At 39.4% G+C, this 22,748-nt stretch carries 17 protein-coding genes; 7 read left to right on the top strand and 10 right to left on the bottom strand.

Translation table 11 applies throughout. The features are described 5' to 3' along the window. Window positions 1-74: 74 nt before the first annotated feature. The 9 genes from P4S71_RS14855 to P4S71_RS14815 all read right to left on the bottom strand — a co-directional run bounded on the left by P4S71_RS14855 (window position 75) and on the right by P4S71_RS14815 (window position 16,983). A complete protein-coding gene (locus P4S71_RS14855; RefSeq protein WP_337150917.1) occupies window positions 75-11,636 on the bottom strand; it encodes a tandem-95 repeat protein in 11,562 nt (3,853 codons plus the stop codon). Between the two features lie 59 nt (window positions 11,637-11,695). After that, entirely contained in the window at window positions 11,696-12,520 is an 825-nt protein-coding gene (locus P4S71_RS14850; protein ID WP_193155724.1) for a sulfotransferase family protein, read from the bottom strand. Between the two features lie 6 nt (window positions 12,521-12,526). Next, a complete protein-coding gene (locus tag P4S71_RS14845; RefSeq protein ID WP_337150916.1) occupies window positions 12,527-13,228 on the bottom strand; it encodes a phage tail protein in 702 nt (233 codons plus the stop codon). A 31-nt stretch (window positions 13,229-13,259) separates the two neighbouring features. Next, complete coding sequence (locus tag P4S71_RS14840; RefSeq protein ID WP_096793460.1) at window positions 13,260-14,186, bottom strand: hypothetical protein; 927 nt, start codon at window positions 14,184-14,186, stop codon at window positions 13,260-13,262. Beyond that, the gene (locus P4S71_RS14835; protein ID WP_337150915.1) at window positions 14,173-15,237 is read right to left on the bottom strand and encodes a hypothetical protein; all 1,065 of its coding nucleotides are present in this window, start codon (window positions 15,235-15,237) and stop codon (window positions 14,173-14,175) included. Before P4S71_RS14835 ends, P4S71_RS14840 begins: the two co-directional genes overlap by 14 nt. Before the next feature lie 38 nt (window positions 15,238-15,275). Further along, entirely contained in the window at window positions 15,276-15,422 is a 147-nt protein-coding gene (locus tag P4S71_RS14830; protein ID WP_337150914.1) for a hypothetical protein, read from the bottom strand. Between the two features lie 606 nt (window positions 15,423-16,028). Continuing rightward, entirely contained in the window at window positions 16,029-16,442 is a 414-nt protein-coding gene (locus P4S71_RS14825; protein WP_337150913.1) for a phytanoyl-CoA dioxygenase family protein, read from the bottom strand. Then, a complete protein-coding gene (locus P4S71_RS14820) occupies window positions 16,424-16,825 on the bottom strand; it encodes a hypothetical protein (protein WP_337150912.1) in 402 nt (133 codons plus the stop codon). Before P4S71_RS14820 ends, P4S71_RS14825 begins: the two co-directional genes overlap by 19 nt. After that, on the bottom strand, window positions 16,780-16,983 hold the full coding sequence (locus tag P4S71_RS14815) for a hypothetical protein (RefSeq protein WP_337150911.1): 204 nt from the start codon (window positions 16,981-16,983) through the stop codon (window positions 16,780-16,782). Before P4S71_RS14815 ends, P4S71_RS14820 begins: the two co-directional genes overlap by 46 nt. 259 nt (window positions 16,984-17,242) lie before the next feature. Between P4S71_RS14815 and P4S71_RS14810 the strand changes: the two genes are divergently transcribed. The 6 genes from P4S71_RS14810 (at window position 17,243) to P4S71_RS14785 (ending at window position 20,581) form a co-directional block, all read left to right on the top strand. After that, window positions 17,243-17,785, top strand: a complete 543-nt coding sequence (locus P4S71_RS14810; RefSeq protein WP_337120595.1) for a hypothetical protein — start codon at window positions 17,243-17,245, stop codon at window positions 17,783-17,785. 56 nt (window positions 17,786-17,841) lie between these two features. Beyond that, window positions 17,842-18,513 carry a hypothetical protein gene (locus P4S71_RS14805; RefSeq protein ID WP_337150910.1) on the top strand — a complete coding sequence of 224 codons (672 nt, stop codon included), beginning with the start codon at window positions 17,842-17,844 and terminating at the stop codon, window positions 18,511-18,513. A 250-nt stretch (window positions 18,514-18,763) separates the two neighbouring features. Continuing rightward, window positions 18,764-19,045: a hypothetical protein gene (locus tag P4S71_RS14800; protein ID WP_337120597.1), complete on the top strand. Its 282-nt coding sequence runs from the start codon at window positions 18,764-18,766 to the stop codon at window positions 19,043-19,045. A gap of 27 nt (window positions 19,046-19,072) precedes the next feature. Then, a complete protein-coding gene (locus P4S71_RS14795; protein ID WP_337150909.1) occupies window positions 19,073-19,318 on the top strand; it encodes a hypothetical protein in 246 nt (81 codons plus the stop codon). Next, window positions 19,279-19,869, top strand: a complete 591-nt coding sequence (locus tag P4S71_RS14790; protein ID WP_337150908.1) for a hypothetical protein — start codon at window positions 19,279-19,281, stop codon at window positions 19,867-19,869. The genes P4S71_RS14795 and P4S71_RS14790 overlap by 40 nt, the downstream gene beginning before the upstream one ends. A gap of 325 nt (window positions 19,870-20,194) precedes the next feature. Then, window positions 20,195-20,581: an MmcQ/YjbR family DNA-binding protein gene (locus tag P4S71_RS14785; RefSeq protein ID WP_007377720.1), complete on the top strand. Its 387-nt coding sequence runs from the start codon at window positions 20,195-20,197 to the stop codon at window positions 20,579-20,581. A 189-nt stretch (window positions 20,582-20,770) separates the two neighbouring features. Here P4S71_RS14785 and P4S71_RS14780 read toward each other — a convergent pair whose 3' ends face one another. Then, on the bottom strand, window positions 20,771-21,193 hold the full coding sequence (locus tag P4S71_RS14780) for a GNAT family N-acetyltransferase (RefSeq protein WP_337150907.1): 423 nt from the start codon (window positions 21,191-21,193) through the stop codon (window positions 20,771-20,773). 89 nt (window positions 21,194-21,282) lie between these two features. On the opposite strand from P4S71_RS14780, the gene P4S71_RS14775 reads away from it, so the two are divergent. Continuing rightward, window positions 21,283-22,380: an ISAs1-like element ISPsesp1 family transposase gene (locus P4S71_RS14775; protein WP_337150906.1), complete on the top strand. Its 1,098-nt coding sequence runs from the start codon at window positions 21,283-21,285 to the stop codon at window positions 22,378-22,380. Window positions 22,381-22,748: the final 368 nt, after the last annotated feature.

Genomic DNA, 22,748 nt, shown 5'->3' with positions numbered 1-22,748 from the left:
AACTTAGTGATACTTTTTGAATAATACTTAAAATCAGCGCCCCTTAATGGCGCGCTGATTTATTAAGAGTGACTTTAAAAGCGGACTTTAACGCCAGCAGATAGCTCACTTACATCGTTTTTTGACACTTTATAGTAGCTATACTTGAGTAGTAACTCGGTATTTTTATAAATCGAATACCCAACTGAACCACCCGCATAAAGCTTGGTCGTATGCTTTTTAGACTCTAGCGTTGCACCATTGGTTATATCACTTTGTATTTTATATTGATGGCGATAAGCCCCCAAAAACAACTTAGTACTAAATGATTCAGCAGGCATAAATAAATAACCGACTTCCGTGGCAACACCTTTTGGTAAGATTGGAGCATAACGCGCGTAGTCATGATGAAGGTCATTTGGTGTTGTTGTATCCGCTGTTAATTCAACACGTCCTTGCCCTAAATCAATATACCGTATTGCAACTTCCCAATTAGGAGCTAGCTCATAGTAAGCGCCCACTGACCAACTAGTATCTTTATCATCAACTGAAATGGTCTTAACATCACTGCCCGTTATTGCCAAAGAATGCTTAGCTTTAGCTTGACCTACAGTTCCCTCAAAAGACCATGCATCAGCGAGTGCACTGCCACTTATTAAGCAACTTGTAGTAATTATCGCAAAACTTGGAAACAATGACTTTCGACGGCTAAATACCAACATTGAAATCAGCAACAACCCAACGCCTCCCATACTTCCTCCCGATGACTTATTACTAATAGAAACTGATTTTACTGCACTAACGGTAATTTCAACTTGTGCCGAAGATTTAGCTCCTTTACTGTCTTTAATAGTATAGTCGACAGTATCAACACCTTCAAAACCTACCTTTGGCATGTATTGTAAAGTGCCATTAATATTAATTGATACAGTGCCATAAGTTGCCGCAGCACTAATAATAAATAATTCATCCATATCAATATCAGTATCATTACCAAGTACATCAATTTCTATTGATACGCGATCGGTGGTACTAGCTGTATCAAATATTGCTGTTGGTGCATTATTTTCCACTAAGTTAACCTTAGCATTATTGTTAGATGTTCCTCCTTGTCCATCAGTAATGCTGTATTCAATGGTCGCAATACCGATAAATGATGTAGGCGGAGTATAAAGTATCTGATTATCAATAATACTCACTTGCCCAAAATCAACCGTCGCACCCGTCAGTGTTAATGCATCTCCATCTATGTCTGTGTCATTTTCTAGCACATCAATAGTAATAGATTCACCTGCACCTATCGTTACTTCATCTTGATTTGCTTGTGGTAACTGATTCGTTGTACGCACAACAGCAACACCGCCAGGATCTACAATAGAGCCATTTGCTTTTCCATCATCATCATTTGGACCACCGTCAACAATTTGTAGTTGCACACACCATGCGCCTTCCGCTAGGCCTTGCGTCCATTCACTACTTCTTGGTGGTGGGCAATAACCTGGTTCACCCGCAGCAGATAATATTTGGTCCTGTGCTGTAGATACAAAATCAACCCATTGGCCTTCTTTAAACTTCCTATAAGTGGAATTTTGTGAGATTGGCTTTCTTTGTGGAAATACAATACTGTAGGTATCTCCAGGGTTTGGAAGCCCTGTCGCAATAAAGTCAAATACTCCACCAATATTTAATGCGTTAGCGTCGGCTGGTAATTCACTCTCTAATAATTGAACCCCTCCTGTCACATTTTGTACAACAGTCACGCCCTTTCTAACACAGACACCTGGCTCGCCTTCAACTAAAAACTTGTCACTGTCTTTGACTTGACCTTGTACCACATTACATTGACTAATAGCATCTAGGTAATCTGGTATGCCGTCATTATCAGTATCGGTAAAGCCTTCTTGGTCATCCGGTATTAGATCGCCATCAGAATCACCCGAATCGAGGGCATCAAGAGACTGTACTACTTCAACATAGATTTCTTTTGTTGTCGATAAGTTTGGTTCACCGTCATCTTCAGCCGTCACTGACACTTTATAAATACCCGGAGCAAGTGATTGTGTTGAAAAAACAAATTCCCCCTCATTTGTACTGGTATTAGTTAACTGATCATCTTGTGATAACCAATTTAGTGTTACGTTATCACTTGGGTTTACGTCCTCAGCGACCCCAGTAATAGTGACTAACTCCTCGCCTATCGCGACAAGCGATCTAGCTTCCTCATTTTGCTTAATCGATGTAGAGATTGTAGGTGCTACATTATCTTCAACAATCGTAATATTAACCGTTGATCTCGCACCCAGATTTAACGTATTCGCTAATGAAACAATAATTGTTTCGTTGCCTTCAATTTCTGAGTCAGCAAAAACAGTAAAGCTTACTTGCCCCTGGACGCCACTTTCAATAACTAATTCACTTGATGTTAAATCGTGGTCAGCACTGTTGGCCGTACCTGAAACAGTATAAGGAATTGTTACTGGATAGGTCGGTGACTCGCCATTTAAAAATACATTAAAGCGATATGTTTGATCCTCTGCTACTTGGCTATCTTTACTTAAAGAAATAAGCGGATTAACATTAATGCTCTGTGTAGCAATTGCTTCAAGCCCATTACTGTCAAAAGCCTGCCAATAGACCAAATGGCTTCCAGGAGTAAACAGTGACGTTGAATCAACGAGTGATACTGCCAATCGGTTACCTTGATTGTCAGTAGCAAGCGGTACACCTAAATCCACCTTAGTGAACAATCCTTTAGCATTAATATCCAAATCAACCGGTGTTTCAATCGTTGGCACATCATCTGTTTGTTTATTCAACGTTAATTTAGCAGTCGTTCTACTTCTTGCTTTATCTGGATCTTCAATCAGGTAACTAATCTGAATAATCCCTTGTGTACTCGCTTGCGATTTATATGCAATCACACCATTTTCAATTGTTACACTCCCCACGCTCGCGCTTGCACCGATAATACTCAATGGTTGTTCATCAGCATCGGTATCATTGGCTAATACATCCAATAAATACGTGTTTTCCTCATTTATATCTAATGAGAATACATCAGGATTTGCAACAGGTCTGTCATTCACTGAAATAACATTCAAGCTTACCGTAGCGATTGCAGATTGTTCTGTACCATCGCTTACAATGTACGTAAAACTGTCAATACCAAAGTAATTCGCATTTGGTGAGTACGTAAACACATTGCCTTGCTTACTTAAAGTACCAAATTGAGGCTGCGATATGGCTGTTAGCGTAAGTATATCGTCATCAAGATCTGAGACATCTGGAGCAAAAGTAATGGAAGCGTCTTCAAGAACATCTAACATCATACTTTGCGACACTGGGGCTTTATTTGTGTTATTTACTGTTACTGTAAATGCAGGTAAGCGTGCTTCAAGTTGTCCGTCAGTTACTGCAATAACAATATTAGTAAATTGACCTGCATTTTCTCTTACTGGTGTGCCACTAAGTTGCCCTGTTGCGCTATTAAAGCTAGCCCAACTTGGCTTATTACTGATACTGAAGGTTAATGCATCCCCATCCATATCTTGTGCACTTGGTGTAAAGCTGTACGACTCTTCTTCATTAACCTGTGCTGTCGGCGTACCCGTGATTGTTGGTGCGTCATTAGTATTAATAACCGTAATATTAAATGGCGCTAAACTTTGAGTCACTGTTGCATCATTAACACTTATAACGATGTTACTGTAGCTACCTACCTGCGCATTGAGTGGCGTACCACTTAATTTTCCGGTTTCGCTATTAAAGCTCGCCCAACTAGGTTTATTACTAATACTAAATGTCAGCGTATCATTATCCGTATCGCTTGCTATCGGGATAAATAAATACTCACTGTCTTCGTTCACTGATGCCGCAGGTATCCCACTTATCAACGGTGCATCATTAACACTGTCGACCGTAATCGAAATACGTGCAAACTCTGAATCAAGCTCACCATCATTAGCCACAATGCTCACAGAGTCACTGCCATTAAAGTTACTGTTTGGTGTATAAATAAGTATGTTACCGGTTAAGGTCGTACTGCCATTAGCAGGCTCAGTTACCACTCGATAGCTTAGAGACTGCTCTTCAATATCATTACCCGATAGAGTAACCGTTAGCGCTGTATCTTCATTTGTTGAAAGTACTTGCCCAGCGACCGTAGGTGCATCATTAATTGCATTGATAATTAACGATACAGTGACTTCATCAGAATCAATTTCACCATCGTTGGCCACAAACGTAAAGCTGTCTGTACCATTAATGTTTTCATTCGTCGTATAAAGCCAACTATCGTTACTTTGCTGTACCAAAGTTCCTTTGCTTGGCGCATTGACTATCCGGTAACTTAACGTGTCTTGATCTATATCTGTTGCAACTAACGTCAGTAGTATTGAGCCATCTTCATCCAGTGATTGCGATTGCGCAACGGCAATCGGTTTATCATTCACGGGAGCGACACTCATAGTCACTGTCGCTATATTTGATACAGCTGCGTTGCTATCTTCAACCGTATAGGTAAAGCTATCATCGCCAAAAAAGTTCGCTTGAGGCGTGTAAACAATTGCACCAGTTGCTGATACGCTCACGGATCCATTTGCAGGGTTAGTAACAATCGTTACAGAGCTCGCGTTAAGGCTATCACCAATATCAACATCACTATCATTACCCAGAACATTGACCTCAAACTGCCCTTCTTCTTGTAACTGTGCAGTGTTATCAACGGCAACTGGGGCATCATTTATCGCCGTAATACTCAGTGTAACTGTGGCTGGTACCGAAGTAAGTCCTTCACTGTCAGTAACGGTGTAAGTAAAACTGTGAACCCCATTTATATTTGCTTTAGGGGTAATTGCTAAACTACCATCAAGGTTCACGCTTACGCTGGCAAAATCATATTCACCTGCACCATCGCCTTTATTTTCTAACAGCACATTTGCGCCATTAAAACCTTGGTCTTCTACATCTGAATCATTCGCTAAAATAGCCACACTGGTTGCAGTATCTTCATCGGTCGTCACTGCATCATTAACGACAACCGGACGGTCATTCACCGCACCTATAGTTACAGTCACAGAGGCTGTATTTGATGCCAAACCATTGCTGTCGGCTATCGTATAAGTAAATGTATCGCTTCCGTTTTCATTGCCTGTAGGTGTATAAATTAAAGTACCGTCATTTTGATCAACACTCACTGACCCTTTGGATGGTTGTGCTACAACACTAATATCACCCGTTGGAATAGTATCTTCTATATCGGTAGCGTTGCTTCTAATTGAAAGTGCAGAAGTTGGTGTATCTTCATCGACCATCTCATTAAAGTTAATAGCAATCGGCGCATCATTCACTGGGGTTATAGTAATCGATACAGTCGCTTTTTCAGATATTAAACCCGTGCTGTCTTTTACTGTATATGTAAATGAATCTGTACCAGATACATTACTCAATGGTGTATAAGTTACGATTCCATTTGCAATACTAGCTTGCCCTTTAGTCGGTGCGTCCACTATCGCAGCAGAAGATACAACCATATTATCTTCAGCGTCACTGTCATTACTAACAACACTAAAAGTAACAGGAGTATCTTCATCAGTTGTTATAGAGTCGGCAACCACAATAGGGGCATCTTCTACTGGCGTAACGGTAAAGCTTACCGTCTGAACTGCTGACTTGTCTCCTGCGGCATCTTCTACCTGGTAGGTGAAACTATCAGACGTGCTTTCACTGCCATCATGTTGATAACTAAAGCTACCGTCGCTATTAAGCGTAACCGTACCCGATGACGGGTTTGTCACTTTCACTGCAGTGAATGTATCACCGCTATCAAGGTCATCATCAGTGGCATTGCTTAATACACCATTAACAGGGATGGCTGCAAATAATGCCCCTTCATCTAAACTAAATACAAAGTTTTGACCTACAGGCGCATCATTGGTATTTTTTACTTCAATATCAAATATCATCGCTGCGCTATCTTCAGTACCATCGGATACCTTTATACTGACATTCGCTGAGGTACCTACATCTTGATCGGTGGGTGTTCCTGACAGTAAACCTGTGGCCGTATCAAATGTTGCCCAACTTGGCTTATTAGTAATACTAAACGTATGTATGTCGCTTGTATCCGGATCAGTGAGCGTTGCGGTAAAGCTGTATTGAGAATCTTCATCTATTGTCGCCAATGGCGTACCTGATAGTACCGGTTTAATGTTGTAGCTTTTAACAATTGTTGCCGTTACATCGCTGGCTTCATTCCCAGCGGTATCTGATACTGTCACCGAAAGTGTAAGTGTACCTTCATTTAAAGTGGTTACATTAACACCCGTAACCTGAGCTGAAGCTCCCGTTATTGCTCTAGAATTACCTATAATTTCATTAGAGCCATCAGTCACTTTGTAAGTAAATGAACCGCTGCTTTCAAGCCCATTTAGAGTAAAACCTAACGCGGCTTCATTATCTCGAGTAATCGTATCTTGAGTTATTAAAACGCTGTGCCCTGTCGGTGCAATATTATCAGTCACCGTTACTGTGAATGATTTTTTAAACGATGACGAAGCATCATCCGCTTGCACACATACTATATAGGTGCCTGCTGAAATGGCGGCTTGAGTTTCTAGCACGCTCCCATTAATTTGAAAGCTACTGTTACCACTATTTGATGAACACGAACCACTGGCTGATGAACTAGGAGCTACCAATGTGTAAGTATGCGTACTATCATCAAGATCCGTTGTACTTAAAGTCCCAACATCAGCGCCCAAAGACACTAAAGATTGATTGATGTTTGTTGCCGATAAAGTAATGTCTGTTGGATCATCATTTACACCCACTACTTTAACCGTAGAAGAACCAAAACTACCTGTAGATCTATCAACACCACCATTAGATGTACCACCGCTATCTTTTATAGACGTTAGCGTTACAACTCTATCTCCTTCTGTCGGTGATTCACTCGTATTTTTATAAGCTAAGAAAGGAACATAGTTCTGCCATACGGCCGCAGTGTCTGAGGCGACAATCGTTACCGTTGCCTTTGAACCGCTAAGAGTGACAACATAACTAAAATTAACTGACCCCGAATATGTACCGGATGCATTATTTTCTAGCCTAATAACATCAGTGCCAAATTGAAGGAACTCATTGCCAATATCTTTTACATTACTTACCGTCAGTAATATTTGCTCAATATTTTGTCCGCTTTCAATAGCATTAATAGAGGCTGAAGAGAAAATACCAACTTGTGAGCCATTTTCTGTAAATGTTGGATTAGCCCCGACTGCTGATACAGTAGGAGCATCGTTAACCGAGGTAATTGTAACTGATGCCTGATTAGTACCTGTACTATCTACGACACCATCATTAAAGGTATAGTCAAGCACAGTTGCATTTAGAGGAATATCTGAGTTATTGGCGTAGGTAATTGCTTGCGCAACAGAGTCTACAATTACAGAAGTAGCATTGCTATTAAATGTTAGCGTTAAAGTACCTGCCGAGTTTGTGGTAACAGTCCCTACATTATTACCGTTATAACTAAATGTATTACCTTCAATTAACGTCCCTAATAGCCCCGAATGACCAAATCGATCTTCGGCACTCGCACCGCCACGTCGGCGAATAGTTAAGCTAGCATTGTTGTAATCCCCTGCGTTGCTGTTAAGTGCATCAAGTTCAGCATCTGCAATTGTCATATCGCTATCAATGCTCACTGCACTTAAACCTTCGATAAACGTAGCACCGCCATTAAGCGAGCTAAATGTAGGCGCAGAATTTGCTGAAACAAATGTAATAACGGAATCTGATCCGCTATCAGCAACCGTAAAGGCCAAATCATTACCAGGCGCATTAGTAAGTGAAAGAGTAAGTTCAGAAATATTAAAATCGGTGGCGTTGGTATCTACTTCTAATGTACTCGTGCCATTAAAACGAACGTTACTGGCCGAAAGCCCTGTGATACCGGTAATAGTAATACGATCGCCTGCGGCTAAATCGGTAATTGTATCTCCTGATAATTGTGATGAGCTACCTACAAAATTATCATTACCTGCATTGCCTGTTAGCGTATCTGTACCAGCGCCTGGGCGTAAAGTATCGGCGCCAGAGCCACCTTTAAGTACATCATCACCATTAAAATCTGATGAGGTCATGGTTAAAATGTCGGCGCTAAATGCACTTGCATCCAGGGTCACTGCAGCTGTAATAGCACTGCCACTAGCATTAGAAAAAGATACAACGCCAGCATCAGTATTAAAATTATCGGTTAAGGTGATAGTCGTGTTGTTATTAGTGCCGATTGCCAGATTCTCAATACCCGATACCGTGGTGCTGGAAAAATTAAAAATACCACCATCCATCAGTTTTAGCGTATCAGCGCCAGCAGAGCCTGTAATTGCAGTATTAAAATCATTAATATTATTAACATCAATTGCTACTGTTGCTGCAGAGGCTAAGCTTAATGTACCAATATTAAAGAATGAGCCAGAAGTCACGTCAGCACCGTCAGTAACACTCACCTTATCTGCAGCATTTAGCTCTGAGGTTAATGAACCACTAAAGCCAGCGCCACCAAGTGCAAAGGTCATTGCTGTGTTACTAGATCTATCTATTATACTTTGGGTCGCTGAGACTATCGTAATTGTTCTACTGTTTGAAGAATCATCAAATACGTTGTAAGTTTCAACATCACTGAAAGTAGAAAAATCACCATCGCCATAAACATCAATTGTTTCAGAACCTATTGCAGATATAGTGCCTGTAAAACCGGCGTGTTGCGAACGCGTCATTGAAACCCGTGCACCACTGCTAAGTGTTAGGTTTTCAATATTGGAAACTGTTGCTCCAGTAATATCCCCCGTATTACTGATAGATAGCGTATCATTAACGCTTGCTTCACCTGTTATTGTTCCAGTAAACGTTAATCCACTGACATCAAACGTATTTGCATCGGTTGTTGATGCGCTTGTCACATTGACAGACGAAGAACCTAACGTAATTGTTCGTGTATTTGTTGAATCATCACCAACGTTAAACGTTTCAATATTGCTAAGTGTTGTAAAGTTACCATCACCCGAAACCGTAATCGTTTCAGCGCCAGACGCTGTAATAGTGCCTGTAAATGTACTCACTTGCGCTGCAGATAAAGCCACCGATGAGTTTGTTGCAAGGGTTAAGTTTTCAAAACTAGACACTGTAGCACTTGTGGTGTCGGCACCTGTTGCCATGCTTAATGTATCGGTACCACCATTTGCATTGAGTGTACCTGTAACCGTTAAACCTGGAATATTTACCGTATCATTGCCCGTGCTGCCTGTTATATTTTGTGAGCCATTTGATAAGGTAATTGTGTTTGCACTACCGAGCACATACGTTTCAATATCATTCGCAGCAATTAAACCATTAGTTGCGTCTGAAATGGTAATTTGATCTGTACCTGCGCCTGAAATTGTAGAAAACGCATCATGCTGCGCTTCTTTCATCGTGACAGATACGCCGCCGCTCAAATTAAGTGTTTCAAAGTTCGAAATCGTTGCCGCCGCTAAACTCGCGCCATTAGCTAGCGTAAGTGTATCTGTGCCATCCCCACCATCGAGAGTTCCTCGGTACGAAAAGTTGGAAATATCGACTGAATCAGCTAAATTACTGCCTGTAACAGACTGGTCTCTGTCTACAAGCGTTAATGAAACTGGTGTATTTAAAACGTATGTTGCGATGGTGCTATTTGCCGTTAAATTTGCATCGCCCCCACTGCCTGCTGTAATCGTAAAGACAGGAGCCCCGCTCCCCGAAATCGTTGTAAATTGCTCATGCTGCGCTTCACTTAACGTTAAAGTGACGCTGCTAGGCACTGATAATGTTTCAAAGCCTGTTAATGTAGTAAAAGCCGTTAAATCGGATCCAGTCGGAACGTGAATGGTATCTGTACCAGTACCACCGTCAGCCACTGAACCTGTAATATGTGATGGATTGCTTATCGTTAATGTTTCGGAGTCACTACTAAACGTTATTGCCGGATTTAAATTTGTACCATCTAAGGTGCTAAAACCCGCTGCTGTAGAGCTAGCTGCTGTAAGATTAGCCACTGAAATTGTCGCGGTACGGCTAGTACTGTTTTCAGTGCCATCATTGATAACAACTGATACTGTCCGCGAAGTTGTGTTGGGCGACGAACTGGTATTGTTATACGTGATTGCTTTAAGGAAAGTGGTAACTTCAGCCGTTGTTGCAGTTGCACCTGTAATAGAAATTGTATCTTGTAAACTAATATCTGATGCACCACTAATTCCACTCAGTGCATTTTGCGCACTGGCAGATACATTAAGACCTTCAAACACCCCGTCTTGATCATTTGTTAATGCAACGGTTATTGTTGTTATTGAGTCGCCATCACTATCACCGGCTTCAGCATCGGGTGCAATCACGGTAGCAGGGCTGCCTTCAGTAAACGCCGAAAAACTCCCTGTACCTGGAATCATTGTGCCATTTAAATCAACAACAGGGGCTGAATTAACAGGAGTTGAAGACAAGTTAGTGATGGCAAGGTTATCAATTTTTAACCAGCTAAGAGTAGCGTTATCAGAATAAGCTATTTTTAACCATTTTATTTCTGTAAATAACGCACCAGAAGCATTTATAGTCTCGCTGCTACCGCTCGGTAAAGTCTCGCTATCCGCTACGCCTCCTTTATCCGTTGTTAGCCGTATAACTCTATTACTACCACTTGAGTTATAAACATATAAACTAGATAAATCAAACGTTTCGTTATTTGTAAAATATATTTTACTGTATGTCTGAGATGATGAGCTTGTAGATATATAAACATAGCCCGCTGAAAAATTATATAAATCTTGACCCCCACCAGCCCCAGACTTAACTTTTATGCTGTAGCTGGTACCCGGTATTATATAACTCTTATTATTAGCGTATCCCGTAGGTATATTATCAAAATTCAATGTACCATCAAACGCTAACACCTCAGAAAAGTCAATCAAGGCTCGCTCTGAAAATGGTCTATCAGCAAAATCGACATCCCCTTTAACTATTTCTAAATCCCAATCTCCGCCTTTATGACTATTACCGGTTAAATCGTTAGAAGCGGCTACATCAAGCTCCGTTGACTGACTAAAGAGTGTTAAAAATTGATCGCCTTGCAGACCCTTACCAATGTCACAGCCATAAAAAAACACATCCCCACCAGGTTTTACAGCCCCCTTAAATACCGCCATTAATTGTGGGTTACTTTCAATAACCGCAGTATTTATTTGGCTGTTACCTAGTTGTAGCTCGCCACTGCGCCCATGAGAAAATATACTCACGCTCTCTAACTGTTGGTAACGACCAAGCAACTCTTCAAGTTGATTTATACCTGATTCATCAGCATTGAGTTCAACAATCTCTGTCTCTGCATTTAAATCGCTATAAAATAAGGCTTTATCAGGTACTCCCGCATCGATAATGACTAGATGGTTAACACTGCTTGCAGCAGTTAACACAAGATCATCAGCCTTTGCCTTAAATGAATTAATACTTGGCACTATAAGTGGGGTGAGTTTAAACTCTGATTGCACTGGCACTTGTACACTCTGTGCAATGCCTGCGGTTTGAGTGAGCCCTAAAACCGAACCGACAACAATAGAAATAGGCGATAAGGAGAATTTCAGCATGTATTCAATCCTTTAATATATTTATGGAGAACAACGTTTTTAATACCATTACTGGTAAATTAAGGTGTTTTTTGTGTTATTAAACTTGCGTTACTGCCTTGTGGTTCTAACCAAAAAGCCATATCACTGTATTTTTTAAATAGTTCAGGAGGGAGTACAGTTTTGCGACCGGTAAACTCCACTTTACTTTTAACTTGATGTAAGCCATCTGCGCCCAAATTTTTATCAAATTCACTGGCGTTATATGTCACATTTTCAAAGTCATGCGCAAAGTTCGGTAAGCCTAAAAACTGATAAATTAGAGCCACACTCTTTTCAGGTTTACTTACGAGCAAATCGTAGTCGATCAGTAATAACTGATCCGAAAACTCACCATAAAAACCTTCTTTTAGCGCAGCCCAAGCACTACCAAAAGGCCCTTGATTAGACGCAATGTGCTCACAGCGGGTATACACGTTTTGTCGTGCTGCGGGGGAATAAATACGGCTAAATTCAAGACTGTTTTGCCTATAGACACGTTCAAAACTGTCCATTATCCAAGCTGGATTTCTGACTAAACAAATCACTTTAAAATCATTACCAAATAAGGAATTTAAGATATTAAGCTTTGCAGTCCACAGTCTATTGGTATCAAAAATAATGGGCTTTTCAACATCTTGGTAATACCCAGACCACACCCCATGACATATATTCAAGCGCTGCGCTGAACTTATGCTACTAGCAAACTCACTCCCAGCTCCCATTTGCTCAAGTAAACTAGTAACAAAACCAGCTACAGGGGTTGACATATCGGCATGAAAATCGGGGTTTTGCCGTAATATACCAGCCAATAATGTTGAACCAGTCCTCGGTAAACCAGCGATAAAATGATAATGACGCGACATAAATAGTTAACTCCGACTCGGATAAATCCCTTGCATGGCGATGATATAATGCATAGCAACAAATGGTGACTGAGAATAAAGCGGTTGGCCACCACCATGTAAATTAACGATACCTGTTAAACTATTCGCGGGCAGAGTTAGGGCAATGTTATCTTGTGCTGGAACATCAAATGTATCAACTGTCACATTACCAATACTGATCAATGAACTTGGTGCCGTAGATTGATATATTTTTTCTTGTTTATCAGGCCCACCACCAGCAACAACCGTAGCAAGTACTGCACCTGCTGTTGGTTCTCCACTATTAGCATCTTGTGTTGTTGCAATGTTTGCAGATCCCGTTACTCCACTTATCGTCTGCCCAGGAATACTGACAGAAACTGACTGTGCAAAACTTGGCAATGCAATCGTACTTTGCATCGGTGGCAAATTATTAGATGTAATATTACTAAGTTCACTTCCGCCACGCTGGCCCCACCTACGACTGGACAAGCCAGCCCCACTACCAACACCTATCGGTGTACGTCCTCTGATATCTGGTAACCCCATTGACGAACGGCCGTCACCACCATAAGTAGTACCAACAAGTGAAAAAAGGGCGGTATTTTGAGCAATACTCAATAGCTGTCCTGCACATATAGCCCAACCTCTAGGGGCAAAATTTCCTGCAAAAATCTCCACTTCGCCTAAAAATGGGTCTGCGCTCATAACGTATTTCCTTTTAAAATAATTTATATAATTACAATTGCATACCAGCTGTAATATTAGCTAAAGATGCAAAACGATAACCTGAAATACACCCAAACTGACATGAAACAATATCTAATGCCACTGAGCCTTGTTTAGTCTGCACAACTAACCCTTGTGACTTGTCAATACTTAAGACCGTACCAGCTGGCTCTGTGAATGAGGCTTGATCAACAAAGGATGCTTGTAGCACATTAAAATCACCAAATTTACCCGATAAAATAAAGCCACCATAAAGCGGGTTACCCGCTCTTGCCGCCGCGACTAAATCAACCGCGCTGTACTGTTCAAAAGACAATGTTAAATTATCATAGTTCAGGGCTGTCGCGACCTTGATTTGTTCAATGTCGGTATCTGATTGCCAATGCAAATTATCAAATTGTTCGAAGAAAATACTCAACACTTGTGGGATTGCAGATGCAACGCGAATAGCAAGGCTTTGATAAGTATCAAATGGGTGAATGGCTATACTCTGCTGTAACGAAAATTGTAGGGGGTGTTCGCAGCTTAAGCGATAAACAGTTAGTAACAAATTATCTTGATGCTCTCTAATTTGCCAGTAGAGTGGATCAGTACCTTGATAATCTGATAACTTTGCAGGGTAAATTCCATAAGCATTACCATGAAAAAAATCAATAATCGTTTGACTTTGAGTTCCCGCATTAAAACAGCTCAAGGCCATTGATACTTGCCAATCATCGAGTTGTGCAAGCAACGTATCATCATTATTCCATACTGAAAATTGTATATTTTGTGATGTGCAATGTGCTTGCAATTGACCAATTTCGCTTTGCATGTTATTTGTTTGCGTTGGCACTAATACTACAGCGCCTAACAACTGGCGCTGTATCAACATATCAATCGTAGGTATAGATAAACAACTTGAAGTAAATAACACTACCTTGCTAATTTGCTCCATAGTGTACCTCTTCGTCAGCTTTCGTCGGCAAAAAACCTGTTAAACCGGTAAGCTTATAATAAAAATCTATTTTATCTTTTTTTGTAAGTAATAAACCATCTACTGCGGGGGCCTTTGGTACAAAATCAATACATACCGAAAAAATAGGCAATGGATGCGTAATGCCTGACTGATATTGCTGTAACCAATGCCCATTATACGTCATTACTTCAGCGTAAAGGACAAGCGTTAGTTCGCTTACATCAGTGGCTGTTTGAGGAATAGAAACTGTGTTACAGCGTACAACTTGTTGTTCTCCAAGAGCAATTATGTCTAGCGTGAGCAAACTATGACGATCAAGAGTTAATATATTTCCCAGCTCAATTCTTTCATTCAACGTATCTTGATTTAATATCGGATTCGCAGCATCGCTTTGCGGTTGCAGCCACTGTTCAACATATTCTCGTTGGCAATTAACTAATGCAGCATTAACCATGATTTTACACGGTAACATTACTCCATGGTGGCTTAGTTGAGAGGCAAAGTTTCTGCATATACTCAAATGAGCTTCTTTAGAAAAACCATGCTGAAATGCCTCAGCAATAAAAATATCAAACGCTTTGTTACCTTTAAACAAAGCAGCATCAGCCTCGTAAATGCCATCGATATAGTCATTAAGTTGCAACTCATTAACTAACACCTTGAGAGATTTGATCGCTCCAGGTTGAATATCGACTAAAGAAATGCGTACTTTTTGTGGTGAAATAATTTTTTGCTGATCCATATACAGCAAAATAGGTAATAATAACGGGGCGAATGGCCCACAAGCTGGGTAGACAATATTTATTTGCGAATCCCGTTGTTGTAAATCATTAATAAGCTCAAAAATCCCTTTGTAGAAACGGGTGTTGCGATGTACATCTTTTATTGTTGTTGTGCAGTTTAAAACCGACATCACTAGGCCATGTTGATTAATATACTGTTTTGTCATTTCAACTTCATGCAATTGAGCTTGCCTAAGGACTTTCATTGCTTCTTCGTAAGCGTCAACAAAAAGTTTTTCAATTAACACAGCATCGTCTCTTTCAGTCAGTGCTTGATCTGCGATTGCTAAAAAGACTGCTGTAGAGTCAACGCTGTAGCTGGTTGCTGTTTAAGCAAACTAATTTGATCGCGCAGTGCCTGATTAAGTAACCCAGTTACAACTGGCTCTTCACTAATACATGCGGCTGACTTAGACAATTGATGGTGTAGCACCACACACTCCTTATAATTTATAATATATATTTCTTAGCGTACAATGATGTAGCAATTAAACTGTGAAGCCATCCATTTTATCAATATTATTGATTGCACAACTTGATCATGTATGGCCTTAAAAGCTTTAACTAATTAAAGGTGTTCAACTTGAGCGTTGCTCAAAGCCAAAGCCAAAGCCATCGCATCAATAAAACTATTTTGCAAAAGTAGGTGTTGTTGCCTGATTGTTAATTTCGCTTTTAAAAGAAATTCAAACCGAGTACGAATCGAGTGCTTTAATAGCTTATTAATTTTGGGTAGTGCCTACTCTAAACATGCTATAAGCTGTGGACTATGTTTTTTCATACTTAAACACTCCTTTGAGCTTTTATTGCAATATAAAATTCTATCGCAAATTAATATTATGTTCAGATAACATAATAACCCAGAAGGTATAGAGTGCAACTTTTTTAGTTCTATTATTTTTAATAATCACTGACTTGCATAAAACACTAAAAACCAATCAACTTATTGTTAACAAACTATCTATAAGTGTGGCACAAGTTAAAGATAAAAAATATTACACTCTATTACACTGCATTATTTATTACTCATAGCGAGTCTTTAGCTACTTATTTTTAATGGCGTCATGTTTATATATTGTACAACACGAGGCCTACTTCCCTTATTTGGACAGCTACCGTGAGGTAATGTATGTCGCCAAACAATTAAGCTACCTGCTTTTGCCGCTAATGGAGTGCTGTTGCATTTATCGAAATTAAAAGAGTGTGGATTAGTATTTTTAGGTAGGTTAGCTAGCCAGTCATCTATTTTTTTATGAAAGCCAGGTACACAACTAAACGCACCTTGCTCAGCGGCAACGTCAGTAAGGTACAGTAACCCTTGCGTTGCAAAGGTGAGTGGTTTATTAAAGTCTATATCCCAGTGAAGATTTGGCCCAGGAAACTGCCAACTTTCTGTCTGCGGTGGATTAAAACTAACCCTATCAGTGCTTACTATTAAGTTTTTCTCCCCCAAAGTTGCTCAAAAACATCTCGAACTTGAGGAAGAGAACGTATAACTTGCATGGTTATATCATTAAATATTTGTACCATAACCCCCTGTTTAAGCGCATGACAGCTATACCATGAAGCGGGGTTGTTTTTATCCATTTTCAAACGTTCATAAAGCATATTACAAACGTCTTCACATAATTTTTTTGACACCAACTCTGGAATAATAACATAACCATTATCATCCCAGCTTTGCCAATGCACTGGCGTTAAAATATAGTGACGAGGCGTCTCTACTAATACTGTTTCATTTTTTATGTCTGTTTTCTCAAAAAATGAAACAATGTTTTTATTAAGCTGATTTATTTTTGCGTTTGAAATAGCTCTACCATGCGTTTTTTTACCCAACTTTCAAATTCGAAAAAACTATCACTCGCAAAAATAGACTCTATAGTCGGTGTGAGCCCTAAGCCTAAAGTGTCCATAATCATGACATCAAGCGACCATTCATCTTCTATTATTTTTTTATCCGCACAGCCTTTTTTTGTAACTGTACTTTGTGCCACATTCGCTTTAATTGAAATAGACCTAAGCGCCCAGTTTCTTTATAACAAGGAAGTGTACTCTGCGTTATTGTGTGCGGAGGTGGTACTTTTACTATCAACTCATTTTGCATAATAACTCCTTTTCCTTGCCTGATTTTAGACTTGAATCTGCCACGCGTAAAACTCCTTAAATTGATTTATTAACACAATCTAAACTTTATTAGAATAGAGTGCTATATTATTGCGAGCAACGATTTTTTAGCTAAATACAGGGAGCGATATGACTATTGAGTTACTGAACAGATACCGTAATGCGGTTACACATTTGCTAAATGAGCCAGCTGATGCGGGGTTGATGAAGCCTTTTATCAACGATTTAAAAAATTACTTAGGGAATATTACGTCTATTTCAACTGACTTAGATATGAATGACTGGAATGATGAAAATACATCCCAAGGCGTTGCAATTTCTCCTGTACAAGCAGCTAAATGCACTGAAGAGACTCTTCGCACACAAATATTTATGCAAGGTATTAAGCTCGCCATTGAAGAACGTTTAAAGGCAAAGACTGATGATATTCATATTCTTTATGCTGGTACGGGGCCTTATGGCACGTTACTTATTCCTTACTTAAGTCTTGCCACAAACTCACGTATAAAAGTCACACTCATTGACATTCACCCAGAAAACATCAGTGCAATTAAAAAGCTAGTAAAGCACTTTTCAATCACCCAAAACATTGTTGCAATTACGTGTGATGACGCAACTTGTTGGCAAGCGCCCCCTCTCAGCAATTTGACATCATTATTTCAGAAACTATGACAGCGCTATTAAAGCGAGAACCTCAAGTGTTCATTTTCTCTCATTTATGCCAATACTTGCATAATTCTGGCACCTTAATCCCACAAAATATTTCTTTAAAGGCATGGCTAACACCTTTTAAATCTTTAATGTCTATAGAAGGGAGTATTACCACTGACATACTCCTAAAAGAGTTTTATTGCTTAAACATCGACGAAGCAAGGCGTTTAAATGCAGGGGATACATCCACCTTTAAAGGCAGTATGCTGATCCCAAATGGCGTTGATACTAATTACAGACTCAAGCTAACAACCGACATTCAAGTATACAAACACCATAAACTAACAGAAAATCAATGTAGTTTAAATATACCGCTTACTTTTTTACCTCATGATGCGCAGCTTCGTGGTGGTGAAGCTATTCATTATGAATACATAACACCTAACAATGCAGACTTTATATTTACATTCCCAATAAAAAACACGATTAAAACGATGAATGAATTGGCAAGATTTACAGATCTCAATAACTTGGGATTGCCTGCTGTAAAGCGTATGTTTGAGCATGCACAAGCAGCTAAATCCGGTCACCCTTTTAGTATTGCCGACGATGAATGGGCATTATGGACAGAGCTACTAGATTCATTAACGCTGCCGTACCATGAAACAACGGCAGCACTTTATCAAAGCCAAAGTATTGAAGAATTTGAACATTGGCTAGTCACTAACAGTAATCTCAAATCATTATGACTATTAGCACTGAACACAATACAGATAAGCAGTTAACTGAGGTTGAAAATATTTTAGCCTTTCTTACTGATATAGGTATAAACCACCGGTATGAAACGTTACACGAAATGACTTTTTACCCGGCCTTAAAATAGAACAAGGCACTTTATTACTTGATTTAGAAAAACTGTTATACCCAGGTGATATTCTTCATGAAGCAGGTCATATTGCAGTTACTTCAGAAGCGACAAGAACGTGTTTAACAGGGGATATGAAAAACCATGATCATCAAGCGGCCGAAGAAATGACTGCAATAGCTTGGTCGTGGGCAGCAGCTTGCTATTTAAATATCGCCCCGGATATTTTATTTCATGAACAGGGTTATAAAGGGGCATCTGATAACTTAATCGAGGCCTTTACCAACAGCACTGGTTTTGGTTACCCTCTTTTATATTCATGGTTTATGTGTGAACAGCCCAATCACCCAAACGGTTATCCAAACATGTTAAGGTGGCTAAGAAATGACGCTTATACACAAGCTCAGCTAAAATAGTCGCAGTAGATTTTATAAGGAATATGAGTGCTTAATAACAGCCTTACGCCAAAGCAGCTAACTATGTTGTGCAACGATTTAGCACAACTTAGATTAATTGCCGATTTAACACTTGCGCCTAAAATGCCTTATTTTGCCAATAAACCCTACCCAATAGGGCGTTGTAGAGAAATTCGCGATGAAGTGTTTTCATTATTGCAAATACAACTACCACAAACAGATAAACCGGGGCTGTGCTTATTAAAAAGCGTATTAACCAAGGTACCGATTTAAAAAAAGCATGGGGGTCATTACGAGATGAATACTTTCAAAACGCACTCATATTCGGGTCATGGTATATCGATGTTGCCAATGACACCGTTAATGCAAATAAGCCAAGAGTCGAAATTTTACCTTTGGCAACATCCAAATTTACGACAATTGAAAGTTTTACTCAGTTTATAAAAATAGCCCGTCCATACTGGCAAGTCGAAATATACAAAAATGATGTGTGCCCAGCTCTAGCACCTTATATGCCATTGCTTTGCGTAGGTAATAATGGATCTAGTTGGTTGGCGGCTGCTAACGATGACATGCTGAATGTTGCAATTAATAGTAATTTTGAAGAATCGAAACTCATTTTAAATTCTTTACCAAGCGCCCCCGATTCAATTACAAAGCGTTGGAAAGAAGTTCTATTACAATTCACTCATGAATATTACTTAACAGCCAAAGGGGATCCCACAGAGTTTTGCCTTCTTTATAGTAAAAATACAACTAAACCAGATCTCGCTCAACGTGATGCCGCTGTCATTGCCTATTCGTCTTTACCTAAGTCAGTTTAGCCTATTAACTGGTTTACTTTAGGTAAGCAAGCCTTGTTGGTAACAAGGTAAAAATTCATTATTTAGTTGCTCTTTGTCAGAAGTTTTTAACGCCGTTAACGCCAAATTTAATACCACACATTGATTAAGTATTATTGCGGGTTGGTATAATATCTCATAGGCTGATTTTTGTATTTAGAAGGTTTATCTCTGTATCAATATAAATAACTTCCAATACTTCAGTGTATTAATGCTAAAAAAATGAAGACAATCGATATTTCGTATCACAAAACTAATAAAATAATGCTATGGTATGTGTACCGAGTATGACTTCAAGGAATGGATCATGGACCAAATAAGAGTGCATGAGTATTTAATTAAAAAGCCACTTGTTCAAGTTACAAAACCGTTTGCTCAAGAGGTTGATGTTTATAAAGTGAATCATAAAATGTTTGCTACTCTTGCCGTTGGCAATGATGGTGAAACAAATGACGATGGAGAAATTATTTGGTGGCTTAATTTAAAGTGCGATCCTGATGAAGCACTTTCGTTACGCGACATTTTCCCTGCAGTGATCCCAGGCTATCATATGAATAAACGGTTATGGAATACTGTTATTTTAGATGGTTCGATTCCACAAGGCGAAATAGAACGAATGATCGATAATTCATTTAATTTAGTCGTGGAAAACATGCCAGAAAAAGATCGTAAAACAATAGAGCAGCATTTGTAAACGTCTACTTCTATTAGGGGCTAGCTTTCTAGCCCAATAAACCCACCTAACGTTGTTAACCTTTCAAGATTAGAATCTTCCAGTCTTGGGCTGTTTAATAGCCTTGATAAATTTATAACTTAGAATGTTTAACGCTGTTAGCGCCAGATTTAATCCCTCAAATTGATTATGTATTATTGCGCATTGGTATTAGACTTTGAGTGTGTAAATTAAATCATCATAACGCGTACCAGCAATAATATGTGATTGAGGTATAGCGTCTGTCTGTGTTAATCCGCATTTGCTCAATACATTTTCTGAGCTTGTATTACCCCGTGTCACCACAGCTTTAAACTGTTTGATACCACATTCTTGCCACGCCCATTCGATTACAGTTCTTAACGACTCAGTTGCGTACCCTTTAGAGAAGTGTTTTGGTAAAAATAAATACCCTAGTTCTGCAGTTATTCCATCATAAGTAAAACCAGTAACACCTATAACCTCCTGTGTTTCATTGTTTATAACAGCAAAGCATAATGGATGGCGAGAGTCCGGATCCCAAATAGGTAAGCGCTGCTCAAACCGCTGTCTCACAAATACTTCTTTTGGCATATCAAAGCAATATTCAAGCACGTCGGGTTCACGATCAGGGCGGGATCACACTTTGTAAATAAACAAATTTTATGATCTAATACCATAAATTTAATCACCTTAAACTTATTATGTCACTCTTCTCACATTTAGAACTCGTCAAAGATAATCGTTCACATATAAATCAACACCATAACTTAGTTGATGTGCTTTTTCTTATTATTACTGCCGTTACATCAGGGTGTGAAAACTGGCAAGATATTGAAGTCTATGGCGAAAGTAAGCTTAATTGGTTAAGAGGATTTCGTTCTTTCAAAAATGGCATACCCACTCGACATAGTATTGCTCGGATTTTTAGAACCGTTGATACTGACTCATTACTACTCGCGATGTATAGCTGGGTCAATCAAAACCGCGTTAAATCAGCGCATCCTGTCATTGCCTTCGATGGCAAAACTATTCGCGGAGCAAGTAAACACATTGCTGATAAATTACACCTCGTCTCAGCATTTGATTGTGAGGCAGGTCTCACATTATTCCACCGAACAGTTGGCAGTAAGACGAATGAAATACCGGCAGTTCGGGATTTATTGAAAATACTCGATATCAATAACACCGTCATTACACTTGATGCTTTGCACTGCCAAAAAGAAACGCTAAAACAGCTAATTAGCAGACATGCAGATTATCTAGTGCAAGCAAAGGGTAATCAAAAGAAACTTTATAGCGCGATTCAAGATGCATTTACACACCAGTATGAATCTGAAAACTCAGAGATACTTAGTCATGTAACACAAGATGCAGGGCATGGGCGAAAAGAAGTACGCACGATAGATTGTCTTGATGCGCGTTTATTACCGAGTGAAATTAAAGAGAGCTGGCCATCAGTTAGGACAATCGTTGCGGTGCAGCGAGAGCGAACGAAGGGTAATAGAACGAGTATTGACACACATTACTACCTAACATCGTTGACAGACAATATATTGATAAGTAAAGCAATAAGACAACATTGGCTGATAGAAAATCAGCAACACTGGATACTGGATGTCGTATTTAAAGAAGATGCCTGTCAAATAAATGAGCCATTAAGTGCGCAACATATGGCACTATTTAGACGCGTCGTTAGGAACATGATAAAGCAGCATACGAAAAGCAAGGGGTCAATAAGAAGTAAGTGTGTAAGAGCTTGTTATGATGATGCTTTTAGAGAAGAACTTCTTTTTGGTTAACATTTTTAACAAAGTATGCTCGCGCCCTGGGTTCACGATGGAGCTGCAAAAAAACAGACCAATCAGCATCACTCAATTGCCGCATTTTTAATCTTTCTGTAAATAACTGCATAGGCCCTCCACAAATGATTATACCAATCTGCTTATATATGGGTTCTATTTAACGTTAAGAAAATTACGCTAGAACTAGGCAAAAATTTTTGTATCTAGTGTTCTAAATAAAAAATTTTTAACGACGTTATAGTGCAATTTAATTCGTTAAATTGATCAAAGATTTATGCAGGTTGGTATTATTAATAAAAAGCACGAAAAACAATCGCAATAACTTATAAATTCTTAAGTAAAAAACCGCTCACTTATAAAGTGAG

Source organism: Pseudoalteromonas sp. B62, from assembly GCF_037162565.1.
In the GTDB taxonomy this organism is placed as follows: Bacteria; Pseudomonadota; Gammaproteobacteria; order Enterobacterales; family Alteromonadaceae; genus Pseudoalteromonas; species Pseudoalteromonas fuliginea.
Note: the sequence above shows the minus strand (reverse complement) of the source record. Positions and strands in the feature narration are given on the sequence as shown.